The sequence below is a fragment of the Hydrogenophaga sp. BPS33 genome (genome assembly GCF_009859475.1).
Taxonomy (GTDB): Bacteria; Pseudomonadota; Gammaproteobacteria; order Burkholderiales; family Burkholderiaceae_C; genus Hydrogenophaga.
In genome coordinates, this window is record NZ_CP044550.1 from 197,290 (window position 1) to 215,159 (window position 17,870).

The window sequence follows — 17,870 nt, forward strand, 5'->3', positions numbered from 1 at the left end:
TTGACAAGCACTCGATAGGGATCCATCGGCAGGGCTTCGATCCTTGAATGACCGGCGTCGCTCCAGTGACGTGCAGGTCTTGACCATGATAAAAATTGATGGGACCTCGACAAATCAAGATTGGACACGTATGCGTGGTGTCGCTACGCTTTCAACCTTTTCGGAGACGCATATGAAGATATTGGTGGGTGTCAAACGCGTGGTGGATTACAACGTCAAGGTTCGAGTCAAGAGCGACGGCAGCGGTGTGGACATCGCCAACGTCAAGATGAGCATGAACCCGTTCGACGAGATCGCGGTGGAAGAAGCGGTTCGTTTGAAAGAGAAGGGTGTGGTCACCGAAGTGATCGCCGTGTCTTGTGGCGTCACGCAATGCCAGGAAACGTTGCGCACCGCCATGGCGATTGGCGCGGACCGCGCCATCCTGGTGGAAACTAGTGAAGAGCTGCAGCCGCTGGCCGTGGCCAAGCTGCTCAAGGCGCTGGTGGACAAGGAACAACCCGGCCTGATCATTCTGGGCAAACAGGCTATCGACGACGACTGCAACCAGACCGGCCAGATGCTCGCTGCGTTGGCTGGATTGCCGCAAGCTACTTTTGCATCGAAGGTGGAAGTGGCCGACGGGAAAGTCAGCGTCACACGCGAAGTGGATGGTGGCTCTGAGACGCTGGCGCTCACGTTGCCTGCCGTGATCACCACCGACCTGCGTTTGAACGAGCCGCGTTATGTGACGCTGCCCAACATCATGAAGGCGAAGAAGAAGACGCTGGACATCGTCAAACCCGAAGACCTCGGTGTGGATGTGAAGCCGCGCATCAAGACCTTGAAGGTCAGCGAGCCACCGAAGCGTGGCGCAGGCGTGAAGGTGGCGGACGTCGCCGCCCTGGTGGACAAGCTCAAGAATGAAGCAAAAGTGATCTGAGGAACCGACAAATGACCGTACTCGTTATTGCCGAACACGACAACGCCAGCATCAAGCCGGCCACCCTCAACACCGTGACCGCCGCCGCCCAATGCGGGGGTGACGTGCACGTGCTCATCGCGGGGCACAACGCCGGTGAAGCCGCCAAAGCCGCTGCCGCCATCGCCGGCGTCGCCAAAGTCATCCACGCCGACGCGCCGGGCTTCGAACACGGCCTGGCCGAGAACGTCGCAGCGCAGGTGTTGGCCATCGCCGGCGACTACAGCCACATCCTGTTCCCGGCGACGGCCAGCGGCAAGAACGTGGCACCGCGCGTGGCCGCCACGCTGGACGTGGGCCAGCTCTCCGACATCACCAAAGTGATCAGCGCCGACACCTTCGAGCGCCCGATCTACGCCGGCAACGCCATTGCCACCGTGCAGAGCACCGACGCGAAACACGTCGTCACGGTGCGCACGACCGGCTTCGATCCGGCAGCGGCCACGGGTGGCAGCGCAGCAGTGGAAGCCGCCACGGCTGCATTGGGCGACGGCAAGAGCGAATTCAAAGGCAGCGAGATTGCGAAGAACGACCGCCCCGAACTGACCGCCGCGAAGATCATCGTCTCCGGTGGCCGCGCGCTGGGCAGCAGCGAGAAGTTCAACGAAGTCATGACGCCGCTGGCCGACAAGCTGGGCGCGGCCATCGGCGCGAGCCGCGCGGCGGTGGACGCGGGCTACGCACCGAACGACCTACAAGTCGGCCAGACCGGCAAGATCGTGGCGCCGCAGCTGTACATCGCGGCGGGCATCTCGGGTGCCATTCAACACTTGGCCGGCATGAAGGATTCCAAGGTGATCGTGGCGATCAACAAGGACCCGGAAGCGCCGATCTTCTCAGTGGCCGATTACGGCTTGGAGGCCGACCTGTTTACGGCGGTTCCTGAGTTGACGAACGCAATTGCGTAGTTCGCCCCCTCGCTCTGAATGCGCAGTACTCAGAGGGATCCGAGTAGATCAAATCAGATCGACGTAGCCCTTTTACCAAGCGGATGAGCCCGCGAAAAAATGCTTATCCGTTCAGGCCGTGCAGGCCGCCCGCCCGCTTGCATTTTTTATATGCAAGCTCCCACGAGTCCCGCGGGCGTCTTGTTATACCTTCGCCCCTCAACGTTACCTTAGGGATGGTGTTCAAAACCCCGTGCAGTCCCCAATGGCCTGAAGGCCGGCGAAGCGGAACAATGAAGTCATGAAGAAACAAGCCGAACTGGGACTGAACCTGAGCACGAGGCGAACGCGCAAGGCGGTGTTCCTGGATGAGATGGAGCTGGTGGTGCCGTGGCGCGAACTCATCGCGTTGATTGCAGCGGCCTCGCCGGTGGCCAGCACGGGACGACCGCCGTTTGCACACGAGACCATGCTGCGCATTCATTTCCTTCAGCAGTGGTTCGGCCTGTCGGACCTGGCCATGGAAGAGGCCTTGTTTGAGACGCCGCTGTACCGCGACTTCGCTGGGCTCTCCAGCGCCGAGCGCATTCCGGATCGGGTGAGCATCCTGCGCTTTCGCCACCTGCTTGAAGAGCACCAGCTCAGCATTCAGATACTGGCCACGGTCAACAGCACGCTGGCCGCCAAAGGGCTGTTGCTCAAGAGCGGCACAGCCATTGATGCCACCTTGATCGCCGCGCCCAGCTCGACCAAGAACAGCAGCGGCGAGCGCGACCCGGAGATGCACCAGACCAAGAAGGGCAACCAGTGGCACTTTGGCATGAAGGCCCACATTGGCGTGGACGCCGATTCGGGCCTGGTGCACACGGTGGTCGGCACGGCGGCCAACGTCAACGACGTGACGCAGGCCAGCGCGCTGGTGCACGGCGAAGAGAGCGATGTGTTTGCGGATGCGGGCTACCAGGGTGTGGCCAAACGCGAAGAGACGCAGGGCATCGAGGCGAATTGGCACGTGGCCATGCGCCCGGGCAAGCGCCGGGTGCTGGACAAGGCCACTCCGATGGGGCGCGTGCTCGATGAGCTGGAGCATGTGAAGGCCCGAATCCGGGCCAAGGTCGAGCACCCGTTTCGGGTGATCAAGCGCCAGTTCGGGTTTGTGAAGGTGCGCTAACGAGGGCTGATGAAGAACACGGCGCAACTGCAAACGCTGTTCGCGCTCTCCAACCTGTGGATGGCGCGGCACCGGCTTTTGCACAGGGTGCCGGGATGAGTGCGTCTGCAGCGCGCCCAAGGGCCAGGATGGGGCCTCGAAAGGCCGAGAAACAGACCTCCGTGGCGTTGAAATCGATCGAAACGGGCGCGGCAGTTTCATGTCGCGAGATTCATGCGCTCAGCGAGCTCCGCTGCGCCGGTTTTGAACACCATCCTTAGCCGTTCTTCCTCGCCAAAAGACACGCGTTAGCATCTCCGAGAAGGCAGTGCTGCGCCTGATGAGGCAGCAGAGCCCGGTGGCCGCCGTCCCCTGGCAAGCGTACCCGCGCGCCATGGGACGGCGGTTGCAAGCTCGACGAGTCCACGTCGGGGCAGTGACGTCTCCCCCATATACGGCCACTTTTAAACTGGAGTTGGGCGGCTTTCCAGCTGTTGATCTGGCCTCTTTTTGACGAACTCACTCGGGGTCAGGTGGCCGAGTGAGCCATGCGGACGGTGATGGTTGTAGTCGTGCTGCCAAGCCTTCAATTTCTCACGCGCATCCTGCATCGTAATGAACTCGTTGACGTTCAGAAACTCATCACGCAACCGACCGTTGAATGACTCGATGAGCCCGTTGTCCGTGGGCTTGCCAGGACGTGTGTAATCGAGCTTCACACCGCGGCGCCAGGCCCATTCATCGAGTGCCTTGGACGTGAATTCCGTGCCGTTGTCTACGGTGATCGCCTTGGGCCATCCGCGCTGCAGTGCAGCCTCGTCCAGGGCCTTACCGACGCACCGGCCGGTGAGCCGGAAGTTGGCCTCTAGAGTCACACTCTCGCGACTCCACTGATCGATCACCGTGAGCACCTGGAATGCCCGTCCGTCGAGCATCTGATCGTGCACGAAGTCCATGCTCCAGTTCTGATTCGGCCCTGTGGCAGGCACGGGCCTGCCGCGCTGCAGGCTGATGCGCTTGCGGCGCTTGACCTTCATGCGCAACTGCAGTCCTTCCAGCCGGTACAGGCGATAGACGCGCTGCTTGCCGATTTCCCAGCCCTCACGCTTGAGCATGACCAGCACGCGCAGGTACCCGAATCGTGGACGGTCCATCGCGATCTCCCGGATGCGCAGGCGCAGCGCACTCTGATCGCGTGCCTCGCTCTTTGCGTACCAGACCGATGGCCGCAGCAGCGCCAGCCGGCACGACCTGCGCACATTCACTTTGAAGCGTTCTTGCATCCAGGCCGCCAGCTCACGCCGCTGGACAGCCTTCAAAGCTTTTTTCGGACGACCTCCTGCAGGATCTGTTTGTCCAACGTCAGATTGGCCACGATGCGTTTGAGCCTGGTGTTCTCGTCCTCAAGCATCTTCAGGCGTTTGAGCTCGCTCACGCCCAGGTCCCCGAACTTCTTCTTCCACGTGTAGTACGTCGCCTCGGACACGCCGATCTGGCGGCACACGTCGACCACCGGTGTGCCTGACTCAGTCAATCGCAGTGCGTACGCGATCTGTTCTTCTGAAAATCTCGACCTCTTCCTTGCTTCTCCTTGCGCCCCTTCGGGCATGCCGGAAAGTAACCGTACTTCTGGTCCCTCCATGTCAGGATAGATGTCGCCTCGGCTATCAATAGCACTTTGGAGGGCGGGATCGAGAATGGATACATGAAGCAGAAGAGATACAACGCCGAGCAGAAGCAGTGGGCGCTCAAGCAGATGTCGCCCCCGATAAGCCAAACGGTGCTCAAGGTATCGCGTGAGACAGGCATCACGCCCGTGACCTTGCGTACGTGGCGCAACGCTGCGATTGCGGCCGGCGAGATGACGGAGCACAGCAGCGCTGATGGCTGGAGCAGCGCCGCCAAGTTCCGCGCTGTGCTGGAGACCGCTGCTTTCTGTGAAGCGGAGCTGTCGGAGTATTGCCGTCGCAAGGCGGTCCATCCGGAGCAATTGCGCCAGTGGCGCGCGGCGTGCGAAGGTGCCAACGGCGACGGCAGGCCAGTGTCGGGGAGCACGCCGGTGGTCAATCCATCAGCGCTTGAGCGATTGCGAGAACTGGAACGCGAACTTCGTCGCAAGGATGCGGCCTTGGCGGAAGCGGCGGCGCTGCTGATGCTGAGAAAAAAAGCCGACGCGATCTGGGGCACGGAAGAGGACGAATGATCAACACCTCAGATCGCGGCGAAGCCATCAAGTTGATTGACGAAGCGATTGCTGCCGGAGCCAGGCAAGCCCAAGCCTGCAGCGAATTGGGCTTGAAAGAGCGAACCCTGCAGCGCTGGCGCATACGACCCTTCGATGGCAGGCCCGCAGCCGAGCGCAAAGTGCCGCGCAACAAACTCAGCGAAGCAGAGCGCCAAGCTGTCTTGCAAGCGGCCAATCGAAGCGACTGCGCCAGTCTGACGCCCCACCAGATCGTGCCCAAGCTTGCGGACGAGGGGACCTACCTGGCCAGCGAATCGACCTTCTACCGGGTGCTCAGGGCTGCAGGGCAGGCGCTCAGGCGAGGTCGCAGCCGCGCGCCCAAGGCCCGCCCCTTGACGACCCATCGCGCCACAGCCGCCAACCAGGTCTGGTGCTGGGACATCACCTGGCTGCCGACGACCGTCAAGGGGCGCTACTTCTACTGGTACATGATGAAGGACATCTTCAGCCGCAAGCTCGTGGTCAACGAGGTCCATGCCGAGGAGACGGCCGACCATGCTGCCCGACTGCTGCATCGGGGATGCTTGCGTGAGCAGACGGCGGGCAAGCCGCTGGTGCTGCATTCGGACAACGGGGCGGCGATGAAGGGCATGACCATGCGAGCCGCCATGGGAGAACTCGGCGTGGTGCCCTCGTTCAGCCGGCCACGTGTGAGCAACGACAACGCCTATGCAGAAGCGCTGTTCCGCACAGCCAAGTACTGTCCGCTGTGGCCTGAGCGGCCCTTCGAGACCATCGAGCAGGCACGTGAATGGGTGCTTCGATTCGCGGCTTGGTACAACGAAGAAGAACACCGGCACAGCGTGGTCAAGTACGTCACGCCGTCACAGCGCCATCGAGGGGCTGATCGGCAATTGCATTCCCAGCGCGCCTCTCTCTACGAGGCCGCACGACAAACGCACCCCGAGCGTTGGTGCGCAGCGTGCCGCAACTGGCAACTTGAAGACGCCGTCTACCTCAATCCAGAGCGCGACCGGGCCAACGAATTCAGGAAAGTTGCCTGAACACCGAGGCGACAACTACCTTGACACACGCCGTGGTTTTGAAAAGTAAGGAATTCGGGGGAGACGTCAGGCCGATGGGCGAAGGGAGTCGGTGTCCGGGAATCGGGGCAGTCCACGCTGAGCGTCTCGGTGCCAGGTGACAGTGGTGCGAATGCCGCTGCGATCACCCTGTAGCGAAAGGACCTTTACAGCGTGCCGTCGATTCCGGTCGAAAGATGTGGCAGCAGTTCGTTTGGAATAGTGGCGGCAAAGGAAAACATGTCTCCGCGATACCACGACAGGGCCAGATACACACCTCGTCCCTTGGTGTCGATCGCTCGCCTTAGGACGCGAGCTACGGGGGCGCCGAGTGGGCAGCGTAAATGGTCGGCGAGTACGACGTCGGCCGGCTCCACTGTGATGATCAGCTTGAGTTCAAGTGCACCGACGGCCGGAAGAGCTCTCACCATGGGCAAAACCTTCTTCTTCTCAATGGCCCCTTTGGGCAGGCGGCGGTAAATCGAATCTGCGACACAGATTCTTATAAGCCCCAGGGGGCGCCCCTCGAACTTGTGAATCTTCGTGATGCCTTTGTATGTAGGAAATGCAATGGCTTCCTTGAGCATATCCGCCGGTACGGTCGTCAAGTCGTCAACGGCCAGGATCACGATCTCCACGCTGGAAACATCGGCGTCCATCGCGTCTGCGATTTGGGGAGCAGGCTTGCTCTGCGACGGATGCTGTAAGACATGGATGCCACGCCCTCGGCTAGAGACGAGAAGTCCTTCTTCAGCAAGGACCCGTATGGCTTCCCGAATGGTAATGCGGGCCACCTTGAAGTGATCACCGAGTTCGACCACCGTCGGCAATCGAGAACCTGGCGCGATGGCTCCAGAAAGGATGGCATAGCGCAGGATGTTGGCGACCTGTATGTATAGGCTGACACCCTGCGTCTGATCGACGCTCAGATTTCCGGCTTCGGCAGGGATGAGGAAATGGGGACTTCTTTGCATGGGCGACAGACTATCACGGAGGTGATTTCCCGCCGCCGGTGAAAAAATCGCACCATTAAACCGTATAACCGGTGTATAATTTCAAGACGCACATTGAAAGGTATTTATGTTCACGAAAACACAGTCTTTATGTCGCTCTCTTCTCGCTTGTTGTCTGGTTCTGCTGGGATCCCTGGCGAATGCGCAGGCAATTGACTACCCGACACGCACCATTAAGTTCGTTGTGCCCTTCCCCTCGGGAAGCGGCACCGACCAATCCGCCCGTGAGGCGGCCAACGACATCACTCGCCGAACCGGTCAGCCTGTGATCGTCGAGAACAAACCTGGCGCAAATGGCTTGATCGCCGCGCAACAGGTTGCTCGGGCAGCGCCTGACGGCTACACCGTCTTCATCACCAGCATGACGACGCAGTCGGTCAATCCCTTCCTCTACAAGAAGCTGCCCTACGACCCGGTGGCGGATTTCATCCCGGTGGCGATGATTTCCAAGAACGCGATGGTGCTTGTGGTGAGGAACACCGAGGATCAGCCAAAGAGCGTCGCGGAGCTTACAGCGCGAATGCAGGCTGCGGGCTCGAAGCTGAGCTTCGCGAGTGGCAACACCTCTTCTCTGGTAGCGGGAAAAACCTACTCCAATGCCGTTTCTTCTCCCGCGCTTCATGTCCCTTACAAGGGAATTCCGCAAGCCGTCACCGATCTCATGGCCGGGGCGGTCGACTTCATGTTCTCAGATCTGACGGTGGCCAACCCCCTGGTTCAACAGGGGCGGCTTCGTGGTCTTGGGGTGACCGGTCCAACCAGAGCGTCAACCCTGCCAGACGTCCCGACGATGCGAGAAGCCGGCATGCCGATCGAACTGAGTGTCTGGAACGGAGCCTACGTTCCTGCAAAGACGCCGCATGCGGTTGTTGTCCGTTTGAACGAACTTTTGAATCAGGCGACGCAGAGCAAGCAAGGTCAAGAGAGATTCAAGCAAACCGGCGGCACCGTCGACACGATGTCGCCGGAAGAATTCGCAAAATTCAACGAGCAGGAAGTGCTGATCTGGGGCCGCGCTGTGCGTGGCGCGGGCATTCAACCTGAATGACACATTGCAACACGTAAAGGACGATGAATGGAAGCAATTATTCCAAACTTGGAAGAATTGGAGCATCTTCGACAGACCACTCGCAGGTTCATGCGAGATGAAGTAAGGCCAGCCGAAGACAAGGTGCAGCACGATGCATATGAGCTGCCACAAGAACTGCTAAATCCGCTCAAACAAAAAGCGAAAGAGATCGGGCTTTGGGCCCTGCGCTCTCCAGCCGAGTATGGCGGCCAGGGGATGGGATTAGAGGCCTCAGCCGTCTTCGCTGAAGAGGCATCGCGATGCAAGATGGGCGCGTATATTCCGGCATGCGGGGCTACAGGGAGCAACCCGCCTGCGCCGATTCTTCTGGGCACTAAAGAGCAGATTGAAAGGTTCGCGATTCCTGCAATTGCGGATGGGGCCAAGGTCTTTATGGCGATTAGCGAGTCATCGGGCGGATCGGACCCGGCTCGCTCTATTCGCACGCGTGCAGTGCTCAAAGGTGACCACTATGTTTTGAACGGATCCAAACTGTGGATTTCGGGTGCTCAGAGTGCGAAGTGGGGGCTGGTATTTGCCCGCACCGGCGATCAAGGCGACCGCGGCGGGATCACCTGCTTCATCATCGACGGCAAGCCCAAAGGCTTGGCGCTCCGTGAAGTGCCGGTCATTCGCTCATTCCCGACCTATGAACTTACATTCGACAACGTTGAAGTTCCAGTGGAGAACCGCTTGGGTGGCGAAGGCCAGGGCTTTGCGCTTTGTGAGCGCTTGTTGGTCGAGGCACGTGTGCCGTACGCAGCGGGTTGCATCGGCATCGCACAGGAAGCACTCGAGATTGCGATCGACTGGGCTCGTGATCGGAGGGCATTTGGTTCGACGCTGAGCGAGAAGCAATCCATTCAGTGGATGATTGCAGACAGCGACATGGAACTACGAGCCGCACGGCTTTTGACGCAGGACGCCGCACGCAAGTGCGATGCTGGTCTTCCATTCAAGGTGGAGGCATCGATAGCCAAGGTCGTTGCCACAGAAACAGCGGGACGCGTGGTCGATCGATGCCTTCAGATTTTGGGCGGGATGGGCGTTGCCAAAGAAATGCCGCTTGAGCGCTGGTATCGGGAACTCCGCATCAAGCGCATCGGAGAGGGGCCTTCCGAAGTTCACCGGATGGTTCTTGCTCGTCAACTCTTCAGAGGCACTGCCTGATCGAGGTATCTGTATGTCAATTGATTTTGAAATCGTGGAAGACGGCATTGCCCGAATCACACTTAATCGCCCGGAACGAAACAACGCATTTGACGAAGAACACTACCGGGATCTTTCTCTTGCCTGGGCAAGGGTGCGAGATGACCAGGCTATCCGCGTTGCCATCATCACCGGCGCGGGCGAAAAATCATTTAGCTCGGGCGCTGACCTGAAGTCATTTTTCGGCAAAAGAACCGCCACCGAGATGTGGCTGACGCAAAAGGACCAACTTCTCAATCGGGGGCTGGAGATATGGAAGCCGATCGTTGCCGCCGTCAACGGCTATTGCCTCGGTGGGGGCATGACCCTTCTGATGGCAACCGATGTTCGGGTGGCCGCTGAGCATGCGACTTTCGCGCTGTCAGAAGTCAAGCGGGGCATTGTGGCTGGCAACGGCGGGACGCAACGAATACTGGATCAGTTGCCGCGCGCCATCGCCATGGAGGTGCTGCTCACCGGGGACCGGTTCGACGCCGCCACCGCCGAACGGTGGGGGTTCGTCAACAAGGTTGTCCCGCTGGAACAATTGCAGGAAACGGCATTGACATACGCGCGAAGGCTCAATTCCAGCGCGCCACTCGCTCTTCAGGCTTCCAAAGAGCTGGCACTGCGAAGCCGCGAGATGAGCTTGGCAGACGGATTCCGGATGGAACTGTTCTTTAATCGCATGCTCCAGGCAACCGAGGATTTCAAGGAAGGCTCGGCGGCATTTGCAGAAAAGCGCAATGCGCGCTTCACGTCGACATGAGCACGGCGAACGCCTTGAGCGGGCGCTACGTGGTTGCTGGAATCGGAAGCACTGCATTCGGAAAGCTCGGACTAGACACTGTTTCACTGAATGCGATGGCGTGCCGGGAAGCACTTGCAGATGCCGGCATTTGCAAAGAAGAGGTTGACGCGCTTTTTCTGAAGGCGCCGACCTCCGCAAGAGAATCGCTCTACGGTCAGAAAGTTGCGGACGCAATGGGCATGCAACCCCGGTGGGGGGGCGCGTGGGACCAAGGCGGCGCTGCCAACGTCACCTTGATCGCTTTCGCCATCATGGCCATCGAAGCCGGGCAATGCGAAGTGGCTTTGGTGTCCTATGCTGACAACCCGCGCAGCGGCGCGGCCGACTTCTTCGGCCGGCCCCGCGGCGCAGAAGCCCCTCACGGGTGGTTTTCCGCTGCGGCGTGGTACGCCATGATCCATCAGCGGCACATCATCGAGCACGCAACGCCGCCCGAAGCGTTCGGCGCAGTTGCCATCGCCGCGAGAAGGCACGGAGCCGCCAACCCGAATGCGCAGCTGCGAAAACCGATCACGATGAACGACTACCTGGCGTCTCCCATGCAGATCGAGCCGCTGCACCGTGACGACTGCTGTCTTGTGTCCGATGGGGGCGGCGCAGTGGTGATCATGAGCGCGCAAAAGGCGAAAGACCTGCGCGTGCCTGCGCCAGTTCCCATTCTGGGATTCGGCGGAGGCAATACATCCGTTGAGTTACAGAACCGCGCGTGCCTGACGACAACAGAGGCCGTGCGCTCTTCGAGATTGGCATTCGACATGGCCGGAGTGCGTCCAATCGACGTCGACGTCGCGCAAATATACGACTGCTTTTCGGTCGCCGTTCTCATGACGCTCGAAGACTACGGCTTCTGCAACAAGGGGAGCGTCTACGACTTTGTGCGTGACGGGCAGATCGAGTTCGGCGGGCGCCTTCCCATCAACACGAGCGGCGGCCTACTTTCAGAAACTGGCATGCCTGGCATGCAGCTTATCCACGAGGGTGTTCGGCAAATGCGCGGCTCGGCGACGCTGCAGGTGCCGGGTGCGAAATTGTGCGCGATCAGCAACCAGGGGGGGGCGATGCACACGCACGCGACTCTCCTGCTTGGAACTTGAGGTTACAGGATGCTTCCGCAGCCAGAAATCACCACTGCCAACAAGCCTTACTGGGATGCATTGCACATGGGACAGCTGATGTATCAGTGCTGTCCGTCGTGCGGCGCATGCTGGCTTCCCGCTCGAACGCTATGCCCCACTTGCCTTAAATCCGGCGTCGTCTGGCGGCCCGCCGAAGGGTCGGGGAAATTGGTGAGTTGGGTCGTCTTTCATGTCGCGTATCACGAGGCCTTCAAGGATAAGGTGCCGTACAACGTGGCGCTGGTCGAGTTGAAGGAGGGTCCCCGACTTATCAGCAGCGTTCTGGCTTCCTCGCAAGAACTTTACGGAGACGCGCCGCTGCGACTGAAGATCGAGACGGAAGACGGAATCGCATTGCCGCGATTCTGTATTGAAAAGGATTCAGATGACAAATGAAACGTCGGGGACGGCCGGGGCTCCGCTGCAAGGCGTAGTTGTGCTTGACCTCACCCAGATTTACAACGGACCTTATGCGACCTTTCTGATGGCGATGGCTGGCGCCGATGTGGTAAAAATTGAGCCGCCGGACGGAGAGCATCTGCGACGCAGACCCAATTCGGGTGGAACAACCGAGCCGTTTGCCGTTCTCAACGCGAACAAACGAAGTCTTGTCCTGGATCTCAAGACTGATGTGGGGCGTCAGGTTCTCCTCGAACTGGTCCGCAAGGCCGATGTCCTGGTCGAGAACTACGCACCCGGCGTTATGGCAAGGTTGAATCTTGGCGCCGATACGCTGCACCAGACAAACCCCCGGCTCGTGATTGCGTCCGGGAATGGTTATGGCGCCGAAGGGGCCTATCGCGACTTCACCGCCATGGACCTCACGGTGCAGGCGATGTCGGGCGTGTTGAGCGTCACCGGGCACCCGGACCAGGAGCCGGTCAAGGCCGGTCCAGCCATCGCCGATTTTTTTGGTGGCATCCACCTTTATGGTGCAATCGTCACGGCACTCTACAAACGACAGCAGACCGGCGAAGGCTCCTGTGTCGAGGTGGCGATGATGGACGCGCTGGTTCCCAGCCTCATGTCCAACCTCGGACTGCATAACAGTGGGGAACTACAGAATTTGCGCACCGGCAACGGTCATGGCGGACTCCTTGTCGTTCCCTACAACGTCTACCCCGTACAGGACGGCGGTGTTGCCATCCTGGCTGTAAGCGACCAGCATTGGCTGGCACTGGGCGACGTCCTTGAGTACCCCGATCTGGTGACCGATCCCCGTTTTGTGGATAAGTCAAGCCGGGTCAAAAACCGCGCTGCGCTCGACGCGCGGATCGGTGAGTTGACCATCAAGTTCACAAAACAAATGCTCTTCGATCGGCTGGTGGCAGCGCGCGTTCCGAGCGCTCCGGTCAGAAGTCTCGACGAAGTCATCAACGACGAACATCTTCATGCACGCGGGATGCTCAAGTGGACTGAGCACCCCGTCTATGGGCGCATGTTGGCCATGGGAAGTCCGCTGCGGTTCAGCGACTATGCCGGCCCGCGGGGCATTGACAGCCACGAGCTTGGCGCTGACAGCCAAGAGGTCCTAGCGCAGATGGCAAGCATCAAAGGCTCTCAGTTTGACGAACTGGCGCGAGCCGGTGCATTTGGAAAGAAATGAAATGGGATTGAACAGTCAACTTCAAGAATCGGCTGAGCGCGGCGTGGAGGCCACTTACTTTGCGGCGCTGACGCAAGGAAAACTGATGATTCAACGTTGCGCCAATTGCAAGCGCGCCATTTTCTACCACAGGCAGTTCTGCCCGCATTGCGACAACGAAACCCTCACGTGGGAGCAGGCGTCAGGTGCCGGGACCGTGCACTCGGTGACGACGTTGCGTACGAAGCCAGACCGGCCATACAACATTTCCCTGGTTGATCTGGACGAAGGGGTCCGCATGATGGGCCGTGTGGACGGCATTGCGCCCGACGACGTGAAGATCGGGATGCGTGTGCACGCACGGATCATCGAACAGGGCGGTAAGCCTCTGGTCGTCTTCCTGACCTCGCCGGAGGCCGCATGAACGAATCCCTTCTTCGCGGCGCGGTCGCGATCTCCGGTGTCGGGACAGCGGGGTGCGGAGATGCGTCCGGCTTTACTGACATGGAAATACTGGCAAAGGCAGCGCGGTCCGCCGTGCACGATGCGGGTCTGAAGATGTCGGACATCGACGGCATTGCCACCGCCAACCTCAGCGCTGCATTGTGGCCCTTGAACGTCGTCGAGTATCTCAATGTCCGTCCTTCCTATGTCGATGGAACCAACATAGGAGGGACATCGTTCATCGGTCATATGCTGCCAGCTGCAAGAGCCTTGATGAGCGGGCAATGTAATGCGGTACTCGTGTGTTACGGAAGCACTCAGCGATCAACAAGGGTTCCCCGGCGCGAGCGTGCGGATGCAAGGGCGCTTCTAGACCCGCTGCCATATGAAGCACCTTATGAGCCGTTCAACCCGCCCTCTTCTTACGCGCTCATTGCCGCGCGGCACATGCACGAGTATGGAACGACCCGGCGTCAACTCGCCGAGGTTGCGGTGGCTGCCCGACGTTGGGCTCAACTTAATCCGGAAGCGTTCGCGCGGGACCCGCTGAGCCTGCAGGACGTTCTCTCCGCCCGGATGGTCAGCGACCCATTCACGGTTTATGACTGCTGCCTTGTCACCGACGGCGCGGGAGCTTTCGTGATGGTGCGCTCCGACAGGGCGCGGGATCTGCCCCAAAAGCCCGTTCACGTGCTGTCGTGTGCGACGAGCGTCTGGCATCGCCAGGTTTCCGGCATGCACGATCTGACGGTGACGCCCGCATCCGAATCCGGCCCGAAAGCCTTGGCTCAGGCGGGCCTGACAACCGCGGACATGGACATGGTCCAGCTCTACGACGCGTTCACTATCAACACGATCATGCTTCTGGAGGATCTGGGATTCTGCAAAAAAGGCGAAGGCGGCGCCTTTGTGGAAAACGGCGCAATTGCGCCAGGCGGACGCTTGGCCGTGAACACCAACGGCGGCGGACTCTCCTGCGTTCATCCCAACATGTACGGCGCGTTCGCGGTGATCGAAGCAGTGCGGCAGTTAAGAGGCGACTGTGGCGAGCGACAGCTTAGCAAGGCCCGGACCGCACTGGTCCACGGCAACGGCGGCGTTTCCGCCGCCGCCCAGTCCACGGCCGTTCTCTCCACTTCGGACGTCCTGTGAAAGCGAATCAACGTTCGGCACCCAAAGAAGTATGCCCATGAACAAAATATGCCCAGATATCGCGACGGCAATCGCCGATATCCGCGATGGATGCACAGTGCTTGTGTCCGGTTTCGGGGGCGCCGGCCATCCTACCGATCTGATTCATGCGCTGATCGATCAAGGAGCTCGCGACCTCACGATCGTCAACAACAATGCGGGTAACGGAGAGAACGGTCTCGCTGCACTTCTCAAAGCCGGGCGGGTTCGCAAGATCATCTGCTCGTTCCCCAAAACCGCAAACTCCCATGTTTTCGACAGCCTCTATGCCGCCAAGGAGATTGAGCTGGAACTGGTACCGCAGGGAACGTTGGCTGAACGCCTGCGGTGTGCAGGAGCGGGCCTCGGAGGATTTTTCACGCCTACTGGGGTAGGGACGCCAATCGCGCAGGGCAAGCGCACGGAAGTGATAAACGGTAGGGAGTTCCTTTTCGAAACACCGTTGCCCGCCGAGTTCGCGCTGATCCAGGCCGACGCTGCCGATCGCTGGGGCAATTTGACGTACCGCAAGACGGCGCGCAATTTTGGCCCTGTGATGTGTGCCGCGGCTACCACCACGATCGTGCAGGTTGCCCGCATCGTCCCTCTTGGAAGTATCGATCCGGAGCATGTCGTCACACCCGGGATTTTTGTTTCCCGAGTCGTAGAAGTCAGTCATCCACTGTATTCAAGCTGAGGAGCCGTATGAACAAATGGACAACCCAGGAGATGGCTCAACGGCTCGCGCGAGACATCGAGCCCGGATGGTATGTGAACATCGGAATCGGAATGCCGGAAATGGTCTGCGAGAACTTGCGCGAAGACGATGACATCATCTTGCAGAGCGAGAACGGCATCCTCGGCATGGGACCCCTGGCGCGCGGAGATGACATCGACACCGACCTTGTCAATGCAGGCAAGAAGCCTGTCACCGCACGTTTAGGGGCGTCCTACTTCGAGCACACCACATCGTTCGCGATGATGCGTGGAGGGCATCTCGACCTGTGCATCTTGGGCGCCTTCCAGGTATCGGGCAGCGGGGATCTGGCGAACTGGTCCCTGGGCAGACCGGGCATTCCGCCGGCCGTAGGCGGTGCGATGGATTTGGCGGTTGGGGCCAAGCGGGTGTACGTCATCATGGACCACACTACAAAAGACGGGGGGCACAAAATACTGCCGCAGTGCACGCTGCCACTGACCGGTCTGTGCGTCGTGACGCGTGTCTACACCGATTTGGCCGTCCTGGAACGACGGCATGACCGCATGCATGTCATCGATCTTGCACCCGGTGTCTCGTTTGACATGGTCCAGCGAGCGACGAGTGTGCCACTTATCGCGCCCTGATTCGTTCGTGTCAGCGGAGCCGTGCTCGTCGATTCCGTGAACTCGCAACACGTTCTCGTCCGGTCCACGCCGACCGTCGTATCCGACGCTATGAGCCGGCCTAATTCGGCGGGCATCGTCGATGGACATGAACCTTGTGTCGCGTATTGCGGAAGAGCGTGACTGGTGTTTTCGGCATGGAGACAGCTGGTTTCGCGAGCGTGACCGTTCATTTCGGTGACGTGACCGAGGCATCAAATTCTGCTTGCTGTCGGAGGGCGAACCGGCTCGCCGGTCGGTACTCAAGTTGCGTATGAACCAACTGCTGGGCATAGGGGGGCGCGGCTCTTCGGTGGTCTCGGCCAGATTGCCCCGATCGGCACCGCTGGCCATGGTCGTGCGCAGCGTCTCCTTGCACTAGGCATCGCAACAGGAGACAGTAATGACCTAGACGACCATGCCCTTCTCCTTCAAGCGGACCGCTTCTTCGACAGCGATCTCGTCGAAGGGTTCATGCTCATCCTGGCGTTGGCGTTGGCGTTGGCGTTGGCGTTGGCGATGCCGTCGGCCTTCACTCGAACCTTCACGTTGTAGTCGACGACGCGTCGGGGCGTTCGACAGGGAGAAGAGTTTTCATTGACGTGTTATCTAAAAGAAAAAGCAGGACGTGGCTTGTGCAAGGACCACTCCGGTTTCAGTCGTTGGCGAGGAAACGGCCGACCATGTCATTGAAAGACGAGGCCCATTCGATCTGGGTCCAATGCCCGCAATGCGGATACACATGCAGCTGCGCGCGAGGGATCAGGCTTGCCAGGGTCAGCGCGTTCGACAGTGGAATGACCTTGTCTTCGCGGCCGTGGACTACCAGCGTCTCGTGCGGTAGCGCGCGGATCTTGTGCTCCGGCGTGGTCATCGCCTGGATGTACTGCTGGCGCGGGGCGGGAGAGAACATTTGCGCGAAGCGCTCCTGAACGCCTTCGCGTGTGCTGGCGCGGTAGCGAAGCTCTGCGAGCTCGTCGTTGACGAGCTTGCGATCATGCGCAAAGACGTCGAGCAGGCCCTTCATGTTCTCTATGGAAGGTGTATAGCCCCACACGGCATCCAGACCGGGCGTCAGCGGAAAGTCGATGCCCACGCTGCCCATCAGTACCAACTTGCGCACGCGCTCGGGCCGGCTGGCGGCAATGGCGAGGGCGAGCCCACCGCCAAAGGAATTGCCCACGAGATCGACGGAGTCCAGCTCCAAGGCGTCCAGGAATCCCACCAGGTGCTCAACCCACGTGTCGAGCCCGTAGCGCGTCCCGGCGGGTGCGTCTGTGTAGCCGAAGCCGACCATGTCCGGAGCCAGCACGCGGGCCTGTTTCGACAAGGGCCCGATGTTCAGTCTCCAGTTGGCCCAGGCGGTCACACCCGGGCCGGAGCCGTGAATCATCACCACTGGATGGCCATTCCCTTGGTCGTGGTAGTTGGTGTCGAAGCCGGCCGCCCGAATGCGATGGCCGAGTTCGGGATTTGGCGTAGAGCTCATGAGGTCGCCTTGCTTTCGCGGTCGCAAATGTTGGCCAGCACTTCGGCGCCGCGATTAGCCGCAGACAGGCCACGGAACAAAAAGCACAGACTGACAACCGCTTGCATCTCCTCCCAGCTGGCGCCAGCCTTCCGCGCCGCGATGCCGTGCATGATGGCAGCGTCGCTGAGGTCCATCAGCAGCATGCCGAAAAGCATCAACTGCGAGGTCTTCACATCGAAGCACGAGGGGTACATGCCATGCTCGCGCATCTGCTCCTGCAGACTGAGCATCTTCGGATCGAGCGCGCCGGTAACGAGCATGCGTGCCTCAATGGGGTCTCCTCGTTTTCAGTGCAATAAGTGACGGTACGAAAAGCT

16 protein-coding genes and 3 pseudogenes are annotated in these 17,870 nt (G+C 60.1%); 14 read left to right on the forward strand and 5 right to left on the reverse strand.

The features are described 5' to 3' along the window. Positions 1-172: 172 nt before the first annotated feature. From F9K07_RS30335 to F9K07_RS30345, 3 genes and pseudogenes are all read left to right on the forward strand, one after another. The gene (locus F9K07_RS30335; RefSeq protein ID WP_159597314.1) at positions 173-922 is read left to right on the forward strand and encodes an electron transfer flavoprotein subunit beta/FixA family protein; all 750 of its coding nucleotides are present in this window, start codon (positions 173-175) and stop codon (positions 920-922) included. 11 nt (positions 923-933) lie between these two features. Beyond that, positions 934-1,869, forward strand: coding sequence for an electron transfer flavoprotein subunit alpha/FixB family protein (locus F9K07_RS30340; RefSeq protein WP_159597315.1), 936 nt, complete (start codon positions 934-936; stop codon positions 1,867-1,869). Positions 1,870-2,149: 280 nt separating this feature from the next. Continuing rightward, a pseudogene (locus F9K07_RS30345) lies at positions 2,150-3,118 on the forward strand (IS5 family transposase). Between the two features lie 344 nt (positions 3,119-3,462). On the opposite strand, the gene F9K07_RS30350 reads toward F9K07_RS30345, so the two are convergent. After that, a protein-coding gene (locus tag F9K07_RS30350) for an IS3 family transposase (protein ID WP_159597316.1) occupies positions 3,463-4,607 on the reverse strand; the annotation gives its coding sequence in 2 pieces (ribosomal slippage) (positions 3,463-4,319 and positions 4,319-4,607; 1,146 coding nt in all). Positions 4,608-4,703: 96 nt separating this feature from the next. Between F9K07_RS30350 and F9K07_RS30355 the strand changes: the two genes are divergently transcribed. Next, positions 4,704-6,247, forward strand: a protein-coding gene (locus F9K07_RS30355) for an IS3 family transposase (RefSeq protein ID WP_236582131.1) whose coding sequence is annotated in 2 segments (ribosomal slippage) — positions 4,704-5,175 and positions 5,175-6,247 — 1,545 coding nt in all. Because the reading frame shifts where the segments join, the coding sequence is not laid out codon by codon here. Between the two features lie 185 nt (positions 6,248-6,432). Here F9K07_RS30355 and F9K07_RS30360 read toward each other — a convergent pair. Further along, positions 6,433-7,239 (reverse strand): GntR family transcriptional regulator, encoded by an 807-nt coding sequence (locus F9K07_RS30360; protein WP_028604925.1) that lies wholly within the window; start codon positions 7,237-7,239, stop codon positions 6,433-6,435. A gap of 106 nt (positions 7,240-7,345) precedes the next feature. On the opposite strand from F9K07_RS30360, the gene F9K07_RS30365 reads away from it, so the two are divergent. Genes F9K07_RS30365 through F9K07_RS30405 form a run of 10 tightly spaced genes read left to right on the forward strand, consistent with a single transcriptional unit; the run spans position 7,346 to position 16,004 of the window. Further along, positions 7,346-8,326 carry a Bug family tripartite tricarboxylate transporter substrate binding protein gene (locus F9K07_RS30365; protein ID WP_159597317.1) on the forward strand — a complete coding sequence of 327 codons (981 nt, stop codon included), beginning with the start codon at positions 7,346-7,348 and terminating at the stop codon, positions 8,324-8,326. Positions 8,327-8,353: 27 nt separating this feature from the next. After that, positions 8,354-9,517, forward strand: coding sequence for an acyl-CoA dehydrogenase family protein (locus tag F9K07_RS30370; RefSeq protein ID WP_028604927.1), 1,164 nt, complete (start codon positions 8,354-8,356; stop codon positions 9,515-9,517). A gap of 13 nt (positions 9,518-9,530) precedes the next feature. Then, entirely contained in the window at positions 9,531-10,304 is a 774-nt protein-coding gene (locus F9K07_RS30375; RefSeq protein ID WP_159597318.1) for an enoyl-CoA hydratase/isomerase family protein, read from the forward strand. Next, on the forward strand, positions 10,301-11,440 hold the full coding sequence (locus tag F9K07_RS30380; RefSeq protein WP_159597319.1) for a thiolase family protein: 1,140 nt from the start codon (positions 10,301-10,303) through the stop codon (positions 11,438-11,440). Before F9K07_RS30375 ends, F9K07_RS30380 begins: the two co-directional genes overlap by 4 nt. Positions 11,441-11,449: 9 nt before the next feature. Continuing rightward, complete coding sequence (locus tag F9K07_RS30385; protein ID WP_159597320.1) at positions 11,450-11,857, forward strand: Zn-ribbon domain-containing OB-fold protein; 408 nt, start codon at positions 11,450-11,452, stop codon at positions 11,855-11,857. After that, entirely contained in the window at positions 11,847-13,067 is a 1,221-nt protein-coding gene (locus tag F9K07_RS30390) for a CaiB/BaiF CoA transferase family protein (protein WP_159597321.1), read from the forward strand. The genes F9K07_RS30385 and F9K07_RS30390 overlap by 11 nt, the downstream gene beginning before the upstream one ends. 1 nt (position 13,068) lies before the next feature. Further along, positions 13,069-13,470 carry a Zn-ribbon domain-containing OB-fold protein gene (locus tag F9K07_RS31665; protein ID WP_201451620.1) on the forward strand — a complete coding sequence of 134 codons (402 nt, stop codon included), beginning with the start codon at positions 13,069-13,071 and terminating at the stop codon, positions 13,468-13,470. Then, complete coding sequence (locus F9K07_RS30395; RefSeq protein ID WP_028604933.1) at positions 13,467-14,642, forward strand: thiolase; 1,176 nt, start codon at positions 13,467-13,469, stop codon at positions 14,640-14,642. The genes F9K07_RS31665 and F9K07_RS30395 overlap by 4 nt, the downstream gene beginning before the upstream one ends. A gap of 37 nt (positions 14,643-14,679) precedes the next feature. After that, positions 14,680-15,357: a 3-oxoacid CoA-transferase subunit A gene (locus F9K07_RS30400; RefSeq protein WP_159597322.1), complete on the forward strand. Its 678-nt coding sequence runs from the start codon at positions 14,680-14,682 to the stop codon at positions 15,355-15,357. An 8-nt stretch (positions 15,358-15,365) separates the two neighbouring features. Continuing rightward, entirely contained in the window at positions 15,366-16,004 is a 639-nt protein-coding gene (locus F9K07_RS30405; RefSeq protein WP_028604935.1) for a 3-oxoacid CoA-transferase subunit B, read from the forward strand. Between the two features lie 315 nt (positions 16,005-16,319). Here F9K07_RS30405 and F9K07_RS30410 read toward each other — a convergent pair. The 3 genes and pseudogenes from F9K07_RS30410 to F9K07_RS30420 all read right to left on the reverse strand — a co-directional run. After that, positions 16,320-16,570: pseudogene (locus F9K07_RS30410) on the reverse strand (electron transfer flavoprotein subunit beta/FixA family protein); the annotation flags it as partial. Positions 16,571-16,677: 107 nt separating this feature from the next. Then, entirely contained in the window at positions 16,678-17,511 is an 834-nt protein-coding gene (locus tag F9K07_RS30415; protein WP_028604936.1) for an alpha/beta fold hydrolase, read from the reverse strand. Then, a pseudogene (locus F9K07_RS30420) lies at positions 17,508-17,825 on the reverse strand (carboxymuconolactone decarboxylase family protein); the annotation flags it as partial. The pseudogene F9K07_RS30420 and the gene F9K07_RS30415, both read right to left, overlap by 4 nt. Between the last annotated feature and the right edge of the window lie 45 nt (positions 17,826-17,870).

Excerpts from the sequence above, each read along its gene's own strand:
- F9K07_RS30365 (WP_159597317.1), top strand. The coding sequence starts at position 7,346 with ATGTTCACGAAAACACAGTCTTTATGTCGCTCTCTTCTCGCTTGTTGT.
- F9K07_RS30335 (WP_159597314.1), top strand. The coding sequence starts at position 173 with ATGAAGATATTGGTGGGTGTCAAACGCGTGGTGGATTACAACGTCAAG.
- F9K07_RS30385 (WP_159597320.1), top strand. The coding sequence starts at position 11,450 with ATGCTTCCGCAGCCAGAAATCACCACTGCCAACAAGCCTTACTGGGAT.
- F9K07_RS30375 (WP_159597318.1), top strand. The coding sequence starts at position 9,531 with ATGTCAATTGATTTTGAAATCGTGGAAGACGGCATTGCCCGAATCACA.
- F9K07_RS30370 (WP_028604927.1), top strand. The coding sequence starts at position 8,354 with ATGGAAGCAATTATTCCAAACTTGGAAGAATTGGAGCATCTTCGACAG.
- F9K07_RS31665 (WP_201451620.1), top strand. The coding sequence starts at position 13,069 with ATGGGATTGAACAGTCAACTTCAAGAATCGGCTGAGCGCGGCGTGGAG.
- F9K07_RS30415 (WP_028604936.1), bottom strand. The coding sequence starts at position 17,511 with ATGAGCTCTACGCCAAATCCCGAACTCGGCCATCGCATTCGGGCGGCC.
- F9K07_RS30395 (WP_028604933.1), top strand. The coding sequence starts at position 13,467 with ATGAACGAATCCCTTCTTCGCGGCGCGGTCGCGATCTCCGGTGTCGGG.
- F9K07_RS30380 (WP_159597319.1), top strand. The coding sequence starts at position 10,301 with ATGAGCACGGCGAACGCCTTGAGCGGGCGCTACGTGGTTGCTGGAATC.
- F9K07_RS30340 (WP_159597315.1), top strand. The coding sequence starts at position 934 with ATGACCGTACTCGTTATTGCCGAACACGACAACGCCAGCATCAAGCCG.
- F9K07_RS30390 (WP_159597321.1), top strand. The coding sequence starts at position 11,847 with ATGACAAATGAAACGTCGGGGACGGCCGGGGCTCCGCTGCAAGGCGTA.
- F9K07_RS30405 (WP_028604935.1), top strand. The coding sequence starts at position 15,366 with ATGAACAAATGGACAACCCAGGAGATGGCTCAACGGCTCGCGCGAGAC.
- F9K07_RS30400 (WP_159597322.1), top strand. The coding sequence starts at position 14,680 with ATGAACAAAATATGCCCAGATATCGCGACGGCAATCGCCGATATCCGC.
- F9K07_RS30360 (WP_028604925.1), bottom strand. The coding sequence starts at position 7,239 with ATGCAAAGAAGTCCCCATTTCCTCATCCCTGCCGAAGCCGGAAATCTG.